12 protein-coding genes are annotated in these 16,439 nt (G+C 62.3%); 7 read left to right on the forward strand and 5 right to left on the reverse strand.

Annotated elements, in window-relative coordinates; all coding sequences use genetic code 11:
- Positions 1 to 58: 58 nt before the first annotated feature.
- The 3 genes from Aeroheme_RS08515 to Aeroheme_RS08525 all read right to left on the reverse strand — a co-directional run bounded on the left by Aeroheme_RS08515 (position 59) and on the right by Aeroheme_RS08525 (position 4,078).
- A complete protein-coding gene (locus Aeroheme_RS08515; protein WP_408858486.1) occupies positions 59 to 1,609 on the reverse strand; it encodes a TerC family protein in 1,551 nt (516 codons plus the stop codon).
- A 647-nt stretch (positions 1,610 to 2,256) separates the two neighbouring features.
- Complete coding sequence (locus Aeroheme_RS08520; protein ID WP_111911466.1) at positions 2,257 to 2,781, reverse strand: hypothetical protein; 525 nt, start codon at positions 2,779 to 2,781, stop codon at positions 2,257 to 2,259.
- Positions 2,782 to 3,151: 370 nt separating this feature from the next.
- Entirely contained in the window at positions 3,152 to 4,078 is a 927-nt protein-coding gene (locus tag Aeroheme_RS08525) for a cation diffusion facilitator family transporter (RefSeq protein WP_289977474.1), read from the reverse strand.
- A gap of 182 nt (positions 4,079 to 4,260) precedes the next feature.
- Between Aeroheme_RS08525 and Aeroheme_RS08530 the strand changes: the two genes are divergently transcribed.
- The 6 genes from Aeroheme_RS08530 (at position 4,261) to Aeroheme_RS08555 (ending at position 12,876) form a co-directional block, all read left to right on the forward strand.
- A complete protein-coding gene (locus Aeroheme_RS08530; RefSeq protein ID WP_411167089.1) occupies positions 4,261 to 7,323 on the forward strand; it encodes an FAD-binding and (Fe-S)-binding domain-containing protein in 3,063 nt (1,020 codons plus the stop codon).
- Positions 7,323 to 7,811 (forward strand): hypothetical protein, encoded by a 489-nt coding sequence (locus Aeroheme_RS08535; RefSeq protein ID WP_163137438.1) that lies wholly within the window; start codon positions 7,323 to 7,325, stop codon positions 7,809 to 7,811. Before Aeroheme_RS08530 ends, Aeroheme_RS08535 begins: the two co-directional genes overlap by 1 nt.
- Positions 7,812 to 7,913: 102 nt before the next feature.
- On the forward strand, positions 7,914 to 8,375 hold the full coding sequence (locus tag Aeroheme_RS08540) for a hotdog fold thioesterase (protein WP_411167090.1): 462 nt from the start codon (positions 7,914 to 7,916) through the stop codon (positions 8,373 to 8,375).
- Positions 8,376 to 8,555: 180 nt separating this feature from the next.
- The gene (locus Aeroheme_RS08545) at positions 8,556 to 10,436 is read left to right on the forward strand and encodes a DEAD/DEAH box helicase (protein ID WP_162520224.1); all 1,881 of its coding nucleotides are present in this window, start codon (positions 8,556 to 8,558) and stop codon (positions 10,434 to 10,436) included.
- Positions 10,437 to 10,648: 212 nt separating this feature from the next.
- A complete protein-coding gene (locus tag Aeroheme_RS08550) occupies positions 10,649 to 11,566 on the forward strand; it encodes a LysR family transcriptional regulator (RefSeq protein WP_411167091.1) in 918 nt (305 codons plus the stop codon).
- A gap of 104 nt (positions 11,567 to 11,670) precedes the next feature.
- A complete protein-coding gene (locus Aeroheme_RS08555) occupies positions 11,671 to 12,876 on the forward strand; it encodes an MFS transporter (RefSeq protein WP_408819468.1) in 1,206 nt (401 codons plus the stop codon).
- Positions 12,877 to 12,941: 65 nt separating this feature from the next.
- Here Aeroheme_RS08555 and Aeroheme_RS08560 read toward each other — a convergent pair whose 3' ends face one another.
- On the reverse strand, positions 12,942 to 14,264 hold the full coding sequence (locus Aeroheme_RS08560; RefSeq protein WP_106886541.1) for a Na+/H+ antiporter family protein: 1,323 nt from the start codon (positions 14,262 to 14,264) through the stop codon (positions 12,942 to 12,944).
- Positions 14,265 to 14,537: 273 nt separating this feature from the next.
- Positions 14,538 to 15,200, reverse strand: coding sequence for a ribonuclease T (rnt, locus tag Aeroheme_RS08565; protein ID WP_162520223.1), 663 nt, complete (start codon positions 15,198 to 15,200; stop codon positions 14,538 to 14,540).
- 263 nt (positions 15,201 to 15,463) lie between these two features.
- Here rnt and Aeroheme_RS08570 point away from each other — a divergent pair, with 263 nt between their 5' ends.
- On the forward strand, positions 15,464 to 16,339 hold the full coding sequence (locus Aeroheme_RS08570; RefSeq protein ID WP_171276332.1) for a flagellar protein MotY: 876 nt from the start codon (positions 15,464 to 15,466) through the stop codon (positions 16,337 to 16,339).
- Positions 16,340 to 16,439: the final 100 nt, after the last annotated feature.

Genomic DNA, 16,439 nt, shown 5'->3' on the forward strand with positions numbered 1-16,439 from the left:
TGAGCCCGAGACCATGAAAAAGAGGGCCTTCTGGCCCTCTTTTCAGTGTCGCGGCAGATCAGGCGGCGCTGGCGCCTATCGGGGTGACCCGCACCCGCTCTATCCGGCGCTCGCTTACCGCCAGCACCTCGAAGCAGAGTTGACCCAGACGGAGTTGCTGGCCGCAGGTGGGCAGGCTGCCGAAGTGGGAGAGCAGCATGCCCGCGAGGGTCACGTACTCATCGCTCTCGCTCACCAGGCCGTCATGGCCCAGGGTCTGCTCTATCTGGTGGATGTTGGTGCTGCCGTTGATGAGCCAGCTCTCCCCCTCCTGGACTATGTCAGGGGTCTCATCCTCATCCGGCAGCTCGCCGACTATGGCCTCCAGCAGATCGTGGTTGGTGACCAGCCCCTGGATGATGCCGAACTCGTCCGCCACCAGGATGAGGCTGCCCCTGGCCTTGCGCAGCTCCGCCAGCAGCCGGATTACGTTGATGGTCTGGGGCACTATGATGGGGTCGTTCTGCTTGGCGAGCTCGGTCAGGGGTTGCCCCTCGTTGAGGGCAAACAGCAGATCCCGCGCCTTCACCACCCCGATGATCTCGTCCAGCTCACCGTCGCAGACCGGGAACAGGCTGTGGGGGGCCCGCTGTAGCAGGGCACGGATCTCGTCCGGGGAGTCATTGACGTCGATCCACTCCATCTCGGCGCGGGGTGTCATTATGGTGCGGATGGAGCGCTCGGCGAGCGACAGTACACCGGTCACCATGTAGCGCTCCTCTTCCCCGAAGCTGATGGGACGGGGGGCATCCTGCTCCTCTTCCTCATCCTGCTGCGGGTGCTGGTTGGCCCGGCTGCCTCCCATCAGTTTGAAGATGGCAGCCGTGGTGCGCTCGCGCAGGGGCTGCCTGGATTCGTGGCGCTGGGCACTGCGCTGGGCGAGCTGGTTGAAGAACTCGATGAGCACGGAGAAGCCGATGGCCGCATAGAGATAGCCCTTGGGAATGTGGAAGCCGAAGCCCTCCGCCACCAGGCTGAAGCCTATCATCAGCAGGAAGCTCAGGCAGAGCACCACCACTGTGGGATGGGCGTTGACGAAGCGGGTCAGGGGCTTGGAGGCGATCACCATCACCACCATGGCGATGGTCACGGCCGCCATCATGACGCCCAGGTGTTCCACCATGCCGACCGCTGTGATGATGGAGTCCAGGGAGAAGACGGCATCCAGCACCAGGATCTGGGCGATCACCACCCCGAATCCGGCATAGACACCGGCCGGGCCCTGCTCCTCCGGCTTGGCCTCCAGCCGCTCATGCAGCTCTGAGGTGGCCTTGAACAGCAGGAAGAGGCCGCCGCCCATCAGGATGAGATCCCGACCCGAGAAGGGGTGATCCCAGATGTGCAGTATGGGGGTCGTGAGAGTCACGAGCCAGGACATCACGCTCAGCAGGGCGAGGCGCATGATCAGGGCCAGTGAGAGGCCGATGAGTCGGGCCTTGTCCCGCTGGGCGGGGGGCAGCTTCTTCACCAGGATGGCGATGAAGACCAGGTTGTCTATCCCGAGCACTATCTCGAGGATGATCAGGGTGAACAGACCGACCCAGATAGACGGGTCCAGCAAGAATTCCATTAGGATGACCTCAATAAAAACAGACGCAGTGGATGTCGGTCACGGCAAGGGGCCGTGGCAGGGCAAGGCTCGGGTGTTTTCAGAGGCGCTGGTTGAGCAGGTACAGATAGGTTTTGATGGGGAAAAACGAAGGGCTACTTCGGGGGTTGTCCATGATGGGCAATAAAACCTCGGGTCAAAAGTGAGCCCTGATGATAACGGCTATCGCCGATTTGGCAAGCACCGGGCGCACAAGTGGTGGCGGTGCATCGGGTCTAGGGGGGCGCCTGCGCTGCTGGTCGGCCCATGGAGAGTCTCTCGCCATATGGATGAGGACAGGCATAAGACACAGGCTCTGTATATATCCGCACCTGGCCAAAGTGTAACAACCTATTTCAGACACCTGTCATTTGGTGCTTTTTTTAATAAATGTCAGCTCATTTGGTTATATAAGGTGGCGCGAACAGGCAGCGGGTGTCTTTGGGGGCGATGGAAGGTGGAGGTTATTTGAAGGGAGGCTGGCGCCTAAATATAAAGATGTGAACACGAAGACAGGGGCGTTGGCGTATCAATATAAAGAGTTTTACATGAAGACAGGGAGGCATTGCCTCCCTGTCGGTCAATCCCATCATGTCACGGGGATCTCATATTGAAGGGTGCGAAACCCCTCATTGGCCCGTGTAGGCGGCGCCCTGAACATGGCCCTTCTTGTCACTGAGGCAGGACCAGGGAGCATCGGCACCCGGCACCTTGATGGTGACGCCGACCCCGGCTTCGGAGTCCATCACATCGGTCACCTGAAGCTGAGCCTGGGGCACGTTCGTCTTCTCGGAGACCGCCTTCAGACAGGCTTTCTCCGCAGGGCTGGCAGGGCTGGCAGGGCTTGCCGAGGCCGCAGGCGCTGCTGACGTGGCTGCGGGCTGGCAGACGCCCGAGCCTTGCTTGCTGTTGTAGGAGACATCGTACTGGCCCCCGGTGTTGCTGATGGAGAGGGTGACACCTGCGCCCTTGGCCTCATAGAAGTTGTCGTTGAACTTCTTGAGCTTGGCCTCTTTACCATTGATATAGACGGGGCCACCCTCATCGCTGTGCATCTGGATCTTACCCGGGCACTCGTAATTAAGCTGGGGAAGGGCAGCACTGGCGGTGCCCGCCATGGTCAATGCAAATACTGTGATCAACACCTTTTTCATGGGACTTACCTTAACTGTTTTAACAAAGTGGAATAAGTGTATTTGTTTTTATTGTTTGGTGGATAACAACATCACTGTATTTCGGCGCGCAGTCTGCCGTTTGTCCTTGGCGAAAATAAATAGCTGGCCTACTTAATTTTAGCAACGAAATTTTCGTAACTTTTTGTGCTGCTGAAAATGGTTATTGATTCAAGGGACTCGACAAACGGTTTTCCCTGTCAATGGTTTAAAGATTAAAAAAAACAGAGCAATAACGGGCAGGAGAGGGGCGGCGAGCGTGAAGTAGGAGAAAGTAGCTGGCGCCCTGTTTGGGACATTTGTCACGCGGGGCGACGGGGCCCCGCGTTGCATCAGGATGGCAAGCGCCGGATCAGAGCCAGCGTTTCTCGCGGGTGAAGCAGACCGAGAGCCAGGCATCCCCCAGGGTATCGCCGAGGCGGGACCAGAGCTCCTGGCGCAGGGCATCCTGGCGCTCTATGGGCCACTCCTGGTCCGGGGCCACCAGTATGTTCAATTCCAGATCGAAGCGGCGGCCGCTTTTCGCCAGATGGCTGTAGCACTCTATGCCATGGCGCTGGCGCAGGGCGTCTATCTCGCGCTCGACCCGCGCCGAGACATCCCCCTTGGGGGCGATTTTCAGCACCTCCCGCAGGTTGCGGCCGAGCACCTTGATGGGGATCAGGGTGGCGCAGAGGGCGAGCAGGGTGACCAGCACTGGGTCTATGTAGCGGTTGTAGTGGCCGTAGCCGAGGGCGTCGAGGCCGATGGCGACCACGAAGCCGATCAGCAGGGTAGCGCTGAGCAGGGTGTCGACCAGCCACTCCTTGGAGTCGACCCGCACCAGTTCGGAGTCGATACGTTCGGCGACGCCCGCCTCGATCCGGTAGATGATGGCGCAGAAGAAGGTGCAGACGGCGGCGTAGATGAGGGCGTGGCCGAGATCTATCTCTCGTCCCCCTTCGAGCAGGGAGGTGATGCCGCTATGGAAGGCGCCGAGGCAGAGCAGCAGTATGATGGTGCCGTTGATGACGTTGGTGATGGGCTCGAAGTGGGCGTAGCCATACTGGAAGCGTGCGTCTGAGGGGCGGGTCACCAGGTAGGCGGTGATGAGTCCGAGGCCCGTCATGCCCATGCTGAACAGGGTGAAGATGCCATCGAGCATGATGGCGTTGGAGCCGGCGAAGAGACCATAGCCGATCCCGAAGATGGCGAAGCTGATGCAGCCGAACAGTGACAAGGTCAGGGCCTGTTTCTCGGTGGTGATAAACGTACTGATAACATGGCTGAGGTGAGCCATAAAAGTCCTCCTTTCAAATGGTGAAGATTGAACGCGCAAGCGGTTTTCTAGCTGATATACTGCCCGCTCACATGTGAGCGGACTGGCCCCATGGCTCTAAAACAAGAGCGCCCCGAAGAGGCGGAAGGCCAGTCGTTGTCGCCGGAATGCCGGCATCAAGCAAAGGATGGGAACAAGGATTCATGATCCCGAGACTCGATTACCAGGACAGTTTGTCACCTACAACCCTGCAGTTTCTTGAGTTGCTGGCGCGATCAGCATTTCGTGGTGATATCGAAAAGTCTTATGCAAGCCGGTTGGCGATGGCGACGGATAACAGCGTCTATCAGGTAGTACCTCAGGCGGTTCTCTATCCGCGCAGCGCGGATGATATTGCGGTGATGCTCAAGCTGGCTCAGGGGCCAGAGTACGCCACCTTGAGTTTCTTCCCTCGCGGCGGCGGCACCGGCACCAATGGCCAGTCCCTGGGCGGCGGCATTATCGTCGATCTCTCGCGCCATATGAACCAGATCCTGGAAATTAATCTGGAAGAGGGCTGGGTGCGCGCCCAGGCCGGGGTGGTGAAGGATCAGCTCAACGCCTACCTCAAACCTCACGGCTACTTCTTCTCGCCGGATCTCTCCACCTCCAACCGCGCCACCCTGGGCGGCATGGTCAACACAGATGCGTCCGGTCAGGGGTCGCTCGTCTACGGCAAGACCTCGGATCACGTGCTCGGCCTCAAAGCCGTGCTGGAAAACGGCGACATCATGGCCACCGAGCCGGTGAACGGCCAGCGCCTGGCGGACAAGCTGGCCCTCGAGAGCCGCGAGGGGGAGATCTACCGCACCCTCTATCGCATCGGCAAGGAGCGGCGCGCCGACATAGAGGCGACCTTCCCCAAGCTCAACCGCTTTTTGACCGGTTACGATCTCAAGCATCTTTATCAGCCCGACACCGACACCCTGGATATAAGCCGGGTGCTGTGCGGATCTGAGGGGTCCCTCGGCTTCATCACAGAGGCTCGCCTCAACATCACCCCCATTCCGCGCTACCGCACCCTGGTCAACGTCAAGTACGACAGCTTCCCCTCGGCCCTCAGGAATGCCCCCTTTATGGTGGAGGCCCATGCCCTGTCGGTGGAGACGGTGGACTCCCGGGTGCTGGGGCTGGCCCGTGCCGACATCATCTGGCATTCGGTCAAAGAGTTCATTCAGGACGTGCCCGGCAAGGATCTGCAGGGGCTCAACATAGTCGAGTTTGCGGACACCGACGAAGCCGAGCACAAGGCCAAGGTGGCCGAGCTGTGCCGCCGTATCGACGGCCTGCTGGCGAGCGGCGAGGCGGGGATCATCGGCTATCAGGTGTGTGACCACCTGCCGAGCATCGAGACCATCTACGGCATGCGCAAGAAGTCGGTGGGGCTGCTCGGCAATGCCGAGGGGCGCAAGAAGCCGGTGGCCTTCACCGAAGACACCGCCGTGCCGCCGGAATCCCTGGCGGACTTTATCATGGAGTTTCGCGCCCTGCTGGACGGCCACGGTCTCGACTACGGCATGTTTGGCCACGTGGATGCGGGGGTGCTGCACGTGCGCCCGGCGCTGGACTTGTGCGACCCCGAGCAGGAGGTGCTGCTGCGGCGCATCTCGGATCAGGTGGTGGCGCTCACCGCCAAATATGGCGGTCTGATGTGGGGGGAGCACGGCAAGGGTTTCCGCTCCGAATACAGCCCCGCCTTCTTCGGTGAGCTGTGGGAGGAGCTGCAGCGGGTCAAGGGCGCCTTCGATCCCGCCAACCGCATCAACCCGGGCAAGATCTGCATCCCTTATGGCAGTGGCGCTTCGCTTGTGTCGGTGGACGGGCCCAAGCGCGGCAAGTTTGACCGCCAGATCCCGATCGCGGTGCGGGAGAGCTACACCCGCGCCATGGACTGCAACGGCAACGGCCTCTGCTTCACCTTCGAGACCGATTCCCCCATGTGTCCCTCGGTCAAGATAAGCCGCGACCGCCGCCACTCTCCCAAGGGGCGGGCCGGGCTGATGCGCGAATGGCTGCGCCAGCTGGCGGAGCAGGGCTTCGACCCGCTCGCGCAGGAGGTGGCCCTGCAAAGCGGCGGTTTGTCTATCAAGGCCATCATCGACAAGACGCGCAACACCCTGGCCCGCGCTCGCGGCCAGTATGACTTCTCCCACGAGGTGATGGAGGCGATGGAGGGGTGCCTCGCCTGCAAGGCATGCACCAGCCAGTGCCCCATCAAGGTGGACGTGCCCACCTTCCGCGCCCGTTTCATGCAGCTCTACCACAGCCGCTATCTGCGCGGCCCCAAGGATTACTTCGTCGGCACCGTCGAAGCTTACGCCCCGCTGCTCGCCAAGGCCCCCAAGCTGGTCAACTTCTTCCTGGAGAAAGAGTGGGCCCAGAAGGCGACTGCGAAGAGCATCGGCATGGTGGATGTGCCGCTTCTGAGCATCCCCACCCTGGCCGAGGAGCTGCGTGATCACAAGGCCCGCTATTTCGATCTGCCGGGCCTCGAGGCCATGAGCCCCGAGCAGCGCCGACAAGTGGTGCTGATCGTGCAGGATCCCTTCACCAGCTATTACGACGCCCCCGTGGTGCGGGATCTGGTGAGGCTCGCCAGCAAGCTGGGCTATCAGCCCTACCTGCTGCCCTTCAAGCCGAACGGCAAGCCCCAGCACGTGAAGGGATTCCTGCGCGCCTTCGCCCGCACCGCCGCGAGCGGCGCCCAGTTCCTCAACAAGATGGCGGCGCTGGGCATCCCCATGGTGGGGGTGGATCCCTCCCTGGTGCTCTGTTATCGCGATGAGTATGTGAAAGCCCTGGGCCCCGCCCGCGGCGACTTCCAGGTGTTGCTGCCCCAGGAGTGGCTGCTCTCTCTTCCGGCCCCGCAAGTCAGGGCCGCAGCGAAAGAGCCGGAGCAGGCCGAGCCCTGGTATCTGTTTGCCCACTGCACCGAGAAGACCGCCAAGCCCTCGACCCACGGCGACTGGGGCACCTTGTTCCAGCGTTTTGGGGCCAGCTTGCGGCCTGTGTCTGTGGGCTGCTGCGGCATGGCCGGCACCTATGGTCACGACGCCAAACAGGTGGAGAACTCCAAGGGGATCTATGGTCTCAGCTGGGCCGAGCCCCTGGCACGCTTGCCCAAGGATCGTTGTCTGGCGACCGGTTATTCCTGCCGCAGTCAGGTCAAGCGGATGGAGGGGGAGAAACTCAAGCATCCGCTGCAGGCGCTGCTGGAACTGCTCTGATGCTGCGCTTCCCCAAGCGGTTTCGGGTGCCGCAAGCCTATCGGCACCCGGACTTTCTGCTGCTGCCTGCCAGCCCGAGCCAGGCGGTGGTGGAGTTCGTCGCCATGCTGCGCGAGCGGGAGCAGCTCCATCGGCTGTTTCGCCCGGATGATGTCTGGCCCTCGGCCCAGTTCAGCCTGAGTCAGCACGAGGCCGATCTGGAGTGGCAGTGCTCGGAGTTTCTCGCCAAGCGATCCTTTGCCTATGGCCTCTGGAGCCCGGAGCGGGAGCCCGAGTTCTGGGGTGGGGTCTATCTCTACCCTTCGGTGCTGCCGGAGGTGGAGGTGGAGCTCTTCTTCTGGAAGGTGGCCGAGGCTCCCCTCGCTGACGCCGTGCTGGAGGCCGAGCTGCGCGCCTGGCTGGGCAAGGTGTGGCACTGGCACCACCCGCGCCTGCCGGGGCGTGAGCTGCCCTGGGCCGAGTGGCCCGGGGTGACCTACCCCTGGTGATGCAAGGTACTTGTCAAGATGCCCCGGTTCGGGGCATCTTTTTTCTTCTTCGCCGACACGGCTCGTGTCCAACCTATTGATCACATAAGGAGTCTGCTCGCCATGAGTCAAGAAAATGCCCCCATCTGGCGCAAGCCCATGAGCCTGGAGGGGCTCAATGCCAGCTCCCGCAACACCCTGATGGCCCACCTTGGTATCCTCTATACCGCCTTTGGGCCCGACTGGCTCGAGGCCAGCATGCCGGTGGATCACCGCACCCATCAACCCCTCGGCATGCTGCACGGCGGCGCCTCCGTGGTGCTGGCGGAGACGCTGGGGTCGCTGGCCGCCAACATGGCGGTAGGGGAGGAGAGCTACTGCGTGGGACTGGAGGTGAACGCCAACCACCTGCGTGCCAAACGGGAAGGGGTGGCGACAGGGCGTTGCTCGCCACTGCATCTGGGGGCCACGACCCAGGTGTGGCAGATTGAAATCCGGGACGAACGTGGGCGTTTATTGTGCACCAGCAGACTGACCATGGCGGTGCTCAAACACAAGCGGGACAAGGCCTCCGGCGAGGAGTGATCTGCAATAACGCACCATGGGTGCAAAATAAGCAAGCCATAGTCGCGAGATCCCTCTATAATTGCCAACGTCTTGAGAGGCTTATCACATTTTTCAAGACAGCAGAACAAAGTGGCGCTATAATCGCCGCCTTTTTGCTATTCCGCGGTGTTAGCCGCCTGCCTTAATCTGGAAGAATCTATGTCTGATACCGAACAACTGCCCCTTTTTAGTGAGCTTGGACTGGCCGCGCCTGTATTGAAAGCGCTGCAAGACGTGGGCTATGAGCGCCCGTCACCGATCCAGGCCGCAGCAATTCCCCACCTGATGGCGGGACACGATCTGCTGGGGCAGGCGCAAACCGGTACAGGGAAGACCGCTGCTTTTGCCTTGCCTCTGTTGTCTCGTCTGGAAGCTGGTAACCGTAACACTCAGATTTTGGTGCTGGCACCGACCCGTGAGCTGGCGCTGCAAGTTGCCGAGGCGTGCCAACGTTACGCCAAGCACATGCCTGACTTCCATGTCCTGCCCATCTACGGTGGTTCCTCTTACGAAACCCAGACCCGCGCCCTGCGCCGTGGTGCCCAGGTGGTCGTCGGTACCCCGGGTCGTGTGATGGACTTGATCCGTCGCAAGAACCTGGACCTCTCCGGCCTGAAAGCCCTGGTACTGGACGAAGCCGATGAAATGCTGCGTATGGGCTTCATCGACGACGTGGACTGGATCATGGAACAGTGCCCGGCCACCCGTCAGGTTGCCCTGTTCTCTGCCACCATGCCGGACCAGATCCGTCGTGTTGCCCAGAAGCACCTGAAGCAGCCGAAAGAGATCAAGATCATCACCAAGACGTCCACTGCACCGACCATCCGCCAGCGCTACTGGCAGGTAACCGGTCTGCACAAGCTGGACGCCATGACCCGTCTGCTGGAAGTCGAGCCGTACGAAGCCGTACTGGTCTTCGTGCGCACCAAGAATGCCGCCGAAGAGCTGGCTGGCAAGCTGGCCGCCCGTGGCCACGCCTGTGAAGCCCTGCACGGTGACATCCCGCAGAAGCTGCGTGAGCGTACCGTCGACAAGCTGCGTCAAGGCCAGCTGGACATCCTGATCGCCACCGACGTCGTCGCCCGTGGTCTGGACGTCGAGCGCATCACCCACGTGGTGAACTACGACATTCCTTACGACACCGAATCCTACGTTCACCGTATCGGCCGTACCGGTCGTGCCGGTCGCAAGGGCGAAGCCATCCTGTTCGTGGCTCCCCGCGAGCGCCGCATGCTGCGCGCCATCGAGCACGCTACTCGTCAGGCCATCGAGCCGATGAAGATGCCGAGCACCGAGGACATCAACCAGCACCGCATGACCAAGTTCAAGGAGCGCATCCGGGAAACCATGATGGGCGAAGAGCTTGAGATCTACGTGAACCTGGTGAACGAGCTGATCGAAGAAGATTCTGCCGATCCGCTGGAGCTGGCTGCCGCCCTGGCCAAGCTGGTGCAGGGTGACCAACCGCTGCTGCTGGATGACTCCATCACTGAACCGGCAAGCGACCGTGCTGGCCGTGAGTTCGAGCGTCGTGACTTCGGTGATCGTGCTCCCCGTGATTTCGGTGACCGTGGCGATCGTCCTGCCCGTCGCATGCCGTCCCTGGAGCCGCGTCCGCTCAAAGACAATCCTGACGTAGAGATGGAGCGTTATCGCGTAGACGTGGGTGCCCATCACGGCGTCAAGCCGGGTCAGATCGTGGGCGCCATCGCCAACGAAGCGAACATCGAGAGCCGTTTCATCGGCAACATCGACATCGCCGATGACTTCTCCACCGTCGATCTGCCCAAGGGCATGACTGCCGATGTGCTGGAAGTGATCAAGAAGGCCCGTGTCTGCCAGCGTCCGCTGCAGATCACTCGCTACACCGAGGTGCCGGCCGGCAGCAACACCGCCCCCCGTCCGCCCCGCAGCGATCGTCCCTTCAACAAGGATCGCCGTCCCAGCGGTGACCGTCCGTTCAACAAGAGCGGGGAGCGCCGTGAAGGTGGCTTCAACAAGGATCGCAAGTTCGGTGGCAACAAGCGCCGCGACAGCTAAGTCCAGACCTGATTGATGAAAGGCCGCTCCATGAGCGGCCTTTTTTGTGCGCCTCGTTCGGACAGGCCAATCGCTCAAGACTCCGAGGAGGATGGCAAGCTGCCAACCCGTGGAGTGCGGTCGAGGGGGCGGGATGTTACCTTGTGCCACTGGATGCCGGCGGCGCAAGGTGAGACGCCGCCGGGCAGTGACGGACGACAGGGGAGAGACGGATGGATAGATTGGGGGTGATGGAGGTCTTCGTGCTGGCGGTGGAGACAGGCTCCTTCTCGGCGGTGGGGCGTCGGCTGGGACTGGGTCAACCCACAGTCTCCAGGCTGATTGCCCAGCTGGAGGAGCGTCTTGGCAGCCGCCTGCTGCTGCGCTCGACCCGTGGTCTGGCCCCCACCGAGGCGGGGGAGGCCTACTATAGGCGCGCCAGGGAGATATTGGCGCAGGTCAACGAGGCCGACGCCATGGTGCAGCAGTGCCGGGCTGGCCTGAGTGGTCGCTTGCGGGTGAGCGCGCCCGTCACCTTCGCCCGCCTGCACATCATCCCGTACCTGTCGGATTTTCTCAGGGATCACCCCGGGCTGGAGCTCGAGATCCTGCTGGATGATGGCAACGTCGATCTCATCTCGGCCGGTATCGATGTCGCCTTGCGGCTCGGGGATCAGGCGGATTCAGCGCTGGTGGCCCGTCGCCTCTCCCGCTGCGAGATGCGGGTGCTGGGCACTCCGGCCTACTTTGCTGCCAGGGGCATGCCAGCCTCCCCCCAGGGGTTGCAGGATCACGAGCTGGTGCTCTACAGCCCCAAGCCCGGCATGGGGCAGCAGTGGCTGTTTTGCCGGGGCGACGAACGGATTGCGGTGCGAGGGCGGGGACGGTTGACGGTCTCGGCCGCCGAGGGGATGCGGGCTGCCGTGCTGGCGGGGCTCGGGCTCGGCATCGCCTCCGAGTGGATGTTCGCCCCCGAGCTTGCCCGGGGGGCGGTGGTGGTGGCGCTGCCAGGGTGGCAATTGCCGGCGCTGGAGCTCTGGACCCTGCTGCCGGCAGGTCGCGAACTCAGCGCCAAGGCGCGCGCCTTCCTGACCTTCGTGGCCGGGCTGCCCAGCGTGGGGCAGGGGTCGGAGCATGCTGGGGGGGAATAGGTGTTATGGCGGGGCGCCTGCTACTGCCGCCCCGTGTCCCTGGGTAGGCTGTGCTCATCCAGCCCGTGCCTGCACGGGGTTTATTCATCTATGAGGATGGCATCATGAGTTCATCAATCTCCACCGAGCGGGCCGCCATGGCGAGCAGCACGCCCGGCCCCGCCCTTGTCTTTGCCATGGCCCTGTCCTGCGGTCTGGCGGTCGCCAACATCTATTACAACCAGCCCATGCTGGCGGTGATGGCGCAGGATTTTCCCGGCCAATCCGCCATCCCCCTGATCGCCATGCTGACCCAGCTCGGTTATGCGGCCGGCCTGTTGCTGCTGGTGCCGCTCGGGGATGTCGTCGAGCGTCGCTGGCTCATTCTGGGGCAGTTCGTATTGATTGCATTGGCCTCCACCATGGCGGCCATGGCCACGGGGCCGACCATGTTGATGCTGGCCTCAGTTCTGCTCGGGATAGGCGCCACGGCGGCCCAGCAGATAGTGCCGGTGGCGGCCACCCTGGCCGAACCGGCCAGGCGAGGGGCCGTGGTCGGCAGCGTGATGAGCGGCCTGCTCGGCGGCATCCTGCTCAGCCGTACTCTGGCGGGCCTTGTCACCGCCTATGGAAGCTGGCGCGCCATGTTCTGGCTCGGGGTGCCGCTGGCCCTGCTGGGGGGCCTGCTGATGGCCCGGATGATCCCGCTGGGGTTGCCTCGCTCCACCCTGAGCTATGCCCGGCTGCTGCACTCCCTCATCGGCCTGTGGCGTGAAGAGCCCGCCTTGCGCCGCGCCACCTTGACCCAGGCCTTGCTGTTTGCCTCCTTCAGTGCCTTCTGGACTGTGTTGGCCTTCTACCTCGCCGATCCCGCCTACGGACTCGGGGCCGAGGTCGCTGGGCTGTTCGGGGTGATCGGCGTGGCGGGGGTGGTGGCTGCCCCGCTGGCAGGACGGATGGCCGACAGGCTGGGAGCAAGGCCAGTGGTGCTGGTGGGCACCCTGCTGGCGGTGCTGGCCTGGATCCTGTTCGAGACATGGCTCTCCCTGGTCGGGCTGGCGCTCGGGGTCATCTTGCTGGATCTGGGTGTGCAGAGTGCGCTCGTCGCCCATCAGCAGCACATTTATGGCCTGAGGGCCGAGGCGAGGGGGCGGGTCAATACCCTCTTCATGACGGGCATGTTCCTGGGAGGGACGCTCGGCTCGAGCCTGGCCATGCTGGCCTGGCAGCAGGGGAGCTGGGTCGGTGTGGGTTGGGTGGGCCTCGCGCTGGCGCTGATGGCCTGCTTGACCGCCCTCGCCAGGAAGCGGAGTCTGCAACCGGCCTCCTGAGACGAGTGCCAGAGACAATAAAGGCGACCCTGGGGTCGCCTTTCATCTGCCTGCGTGGTGCCGTGTCAGAGCACCATGGCGGCTATCCAGCCGAAGATAATGAGCGGGATGTTGTAGTGGATGAAGGTGGGCACCACGCTGTCCCAGATATGGTCGTGCTGGCCATCGGCATTGAGGCCCGAGGTGGGGCCGAGTGTCGAGTCGGAGGCAGGGGAGCCTGCATCCCCCAGCGCACCTGCGGTACCGACCAGGGCTATGGTCGCCATGGGGGAGAAGCCGAGGTGGATGCACAGGGGCACATAGATGGTGGCGATGATGGGCACTGTGGAGAAGGAGGAACCTATCCCCATGGTGATGAGCAGGCCCACCAGCAGCATCAGGAAGGCGGCCAGCCCCTTGTGGCCCGCCATCATGCCGGAGACGGACTGCACCAGGCTTTCCACCCCGTGGGTCTCCTTCATCACGGCGGCGAAGCCGGCGGCGGAGATCATGATGAAGCCGATGAGGGACATCATGCGCACGCCCTGGGTGAAGGCGTCCTGGCTCTCGCGAAACTTGATGACGCCACCGCAGGTGAAGATGATGAAACCGGCGAGGGCCCCCAGCACTATGCTGTTGGTCATCAGCTGCAGCCCCAGGGCGACGGCGATGGCCAGCAGGGCGACCCAGATGTGGTTGAGGTTCAGTTCGACGGTTTCCGGCTCGGCGGCCAGGATCTTCTCCAGGTCATATTGGCGCGGCTTGCGGTAGGTGATGAACACGGCGACCAGCAGCCCGATGAACATGCCGAGCACCGGAATAGCCATCGCCAGCGGCAGCTGGCTGAACTCGACTGCCACCCCGTTATCGATCAGGTTCTTGGCCAGGATGTTGTTGAGGAAGATGCCACCAAAACCTACCGGCAGCAGCATGTAGGTCGCGGTCAGGCCGAAGGTGATGACGCAGGCCACCTGGCGGCGATCGATCTGCATCTGGGCCATGACGTGCAACAGCGGCGGGATCAGGATGGGAATGAAGGCGATGTGGACCGGGATCAGGTTCTGGGAGGAGATGGAGACCCCCAGTACCGAGGTGAGCAGCAGGCTCTTGACCCAGAGGATGCGGGACGAACTGGCATCCTTGCCGAGCTGGCTGATCACCTTGCGGGCCAGCAAGTCGGTGATCCCGGAGCGGGAGATGGCCACCGCGAAGGCCCCCAGCATGGCATAGGAGAGGGCGATTTCTGCGCCGCCACCCAGTCCGCCGGTGAAGGTGCTGAGGGTCTGTTCGAGGGAGAGGCCGCCGAGCAGGCCGCCGACGATGGCGCCGATGGCGAGAGAGACCACCACATTGATCCGCAGCAGGCTGAGCACCAGCATCAGCGCCACCGCGATAACAACAGGATTCATTTGATTTCCTTATAGATTGTGTTGCTGTCTGTCGGGGGAAAGTCAGCTAGTTTGCGAAAAACGTGACAAATGTCGAGAAAAAAAACGGCAAAATGGCCTCTTCACGGCATTCCTGCCGAGCTTATCCAGCGCTGTCGGGATGGAATGCTGAGAACGGTGCTGGATGACCCTGTTTATGCCGTTCTGGTCAAACCAGATGCCCGGCGGCGGTTCCCCACACGACCTCATGGAAAGAGGCTGCCAAGGCAGCCTCTTTCTCATGCCCCAGTGGCACTACTGGGGGTTGTCATCGGCGGGAACGTCTTCCGGAGTGGCCAGGGGCCAACCCCCCAGGCTCTTCCAGCGGTTGACGATATGACAGAACAGCTCAGTGGTGCGCTCGGTGTCATAGAGGGCGGAGTGGGCCTCTTTGTTGTCAAAGGGGATGTTCGCACTCTGACATGCCTTGGCCAGCACCGTCTGCCCCAGGGCCAGGCCGGAGAGGGCCGCGGTGTCGAAGGTGGCGAAGGGGTGGAACGGATTGCGCTTGAGACCGGCCCGCTCGGCGGCGGCCATCACGAAGCCGTGATCGAAGGTGGCGTTGTGGGCCACTATGATGGCCCGGCTGCAGTCGCTCTCCTTCATGCCCTTGCGCACCCCCTTGAAGATCTCGGTGAGTGCTTCCTTCTCGTCCACGGCGCCGCGCAGTGGATTGAAGGGGTCTATGCCGGTGAACTCCAGGGCGGCCTTCTCCAGATTGGCCCCTTCGAATGGCGCCACATGAAAATGGAAGATCTGATCGGGCATGAGCCAGCCCTGCTCATCCATCTTGAGGGTATAGGCGGCGATCTCCAGCAGGGCATCGGTCTTGGCATTGAATCCGGCGGTTTCAACATCGATGACGACGGGGTAAAAGCCACGAAAACGGCCCTTGAGGGTGTGAACGGCGTCGGTCATGGTATCTCGGTCGGCGTGAAAGGAGGCGGCATTATGGCAAAAAAGCCGGCCCTTGTCCCTCCTGCGCCGCCATGAGTACGCCAACCGCTTCTATTGTCAGCAGTTGCGTCGGCCATGGGGCTTGGCGCAGACATTGATGACAATGATTTTCTGGAGGGGCGGGATCGCTGGCGCTCAGCGCCTGCCGCCCCTTGCGTGTTTTGCCCTAAAGCTTGGCTTGCCACTGCCGATAGTTAATCCGAGATCGTATGGAGGGCAAGCCGTTGAATGCTTGGGTGTTAGGGTTGATCAGCATATCCGTGAGTATGCAGTTGCAGGCGGGAGTGACCGAGTTCGGTGCCGGCCTGGATCAATCCGTCTGGCGGTTGACCTCGGATACTCAGGTGGAGTGCCGTCTCGAACACCCCATTCCCCGCTGGGGCACGGGCGCCTTCGTCAGCCGGGCCGGTCGCAAGATCAATCTGGACTTCGAGCTGAAGGGGCAGCGGCCGCAGGCCAGGACCCAGACGGTGAGCCTCGGGATCATGCCTCCCAGCTGGCGCCCCGGTGTCTCCGGACGCCAGATAAGCCAGTTGCAGTTTTATCAACAGTTTGACGGCCTGGTGGCGGGGCAAACCGCCTGGACCATGCTGGACGAGCTGGAGGGGGGGCGCATGCCCACCTTCCAGTACAGAGACTGGTATCGCCAGGACAGGCCGGTGCGGGTGTCGCTCTCCTCGGTCAACTTCAGGGTCAAGTACCAGGCCTTCATGGATTGCCTGAGTGGCCTGCTGCCCTACAGCTTCAACGACATCGCCTTCAGCGTGCTCTCCTATGACAAGAACAGCGATCAGCTGTCGCCGGCCTCCAAGCGGCGGCTGGCGCTGATCGGCGACTATGTGAAGGCGGACAAGAGCATAGATGTGGTGGTGATCGACGCCTACAGCGACAGCTACGGCGGGCGCTGGCCCAATCAGAAGCTCTCCGAGAAACGGGCAGATGCCATCAAGCAGGTGTTCGTGGATCTTGGCATCGAGGAGGGGAAGATCTCGGTGGAGGGGCATGGCGAGAAACAACACGTGGCCTCCAACGAGACGGACACGGGCCGAGCCAAGAACCGCCGGGTCGTGATCAACATGGGGCGTAACGGCACCATCTAAAGTGAAGAACCCTGCGCTCTAGCCTGCTCATCTGAAACGGGGCAGGGGCCAGGCCCAGGCTGCTGCGGCTCATTATCCCGATCACAGAGATAAAAAAATG

Source organism: Aeromonas sp. DSM 116730, assembly GCF_046581335.1.
GTDB lineage: Bacteria > Pseudomonadota > Gammaproteobacteria > Enterobacterales > Aeromonadaceae > Aeromonas > Aeromonas rivipollensis.

Coding starts and splice junctions, on each gene's coding strand:
- Aeroheme_RS08515 (WP_408858486.1), bottom strand. CDS start 1,609: ATGGAATTCTTGCTGGACCCGTCTATCTGGGTCGGTCTGTTCACCCTG.
- Aeroheme_RS08520 (WP_111911466.1), bottom strand. CDS start 2,781: ATGAAAAAGGTGTTGATCACAGTATTTGCATTGACCATGGCGGGCACC.
- Aeroheme_RS08525 (WP_289977474.1), bottom strand. CDS start 4,078: ATGGCTCACCTCAGCCATGTTATCAGTACGTTTATCACCACCGAGAAA.
- Aeroheme_RS08530 (WP_411167089.1), top strand. CDS start 4,261: ATGATCCCGAGACTCGATTACCAGGACAGTTTGTCACCTACAACCCTG.
- Aeroheme_RS08535 (WP_163137438.1), top strand. CDS start 7,323: ATGCTGCGCTTCCCCAAGCGGTTTCGGGTGCCGCAAGCCTATCGGCAC.
- Aeroheme_RS08540 (WP_411167090.1), top strand. CDS start 7,914: ATGAGTCAAGAAAATGCCCCCATCTGGCGCAAGCCCATGAGCCTGGAG.
- Aeroheme_RS08545 (WP_162520224.1), top strand. CDS start 8,556: ATGTCTGATACCGAACAACTGCCCCTTTTTAGTGAGCTTGGACTGGCC.
- Aeroheme_RS08550 (WP_411167091.1), top strand. CDS start 10,649: ATGGATAGATTGGGGGTGATGGAGGTCTTCGTGCTGGCGGTGGAGACA.
- Aeroheme_RS08555 (WP_408819468.1), top strand. CDS start 11,671: ATGAGTTCATCAATCTCCACCGAGCGGGCCGCCATGGCGAGCAGCACG.
- Aeroheme_RS08560 (WP_106886541.1), bottom strand. CDS start 14,264: ATGAATCCTGTTGTTATCGCGGTGGCGCTGATGCTGGTGCTCAGCCTG.
- rnt (WP_162520223.1), bottom strand. CDS start 15,200: ATGACCGACGCCGTTCACACCCTCAAGGGCCGTTTTCGTGGCTTTTAC.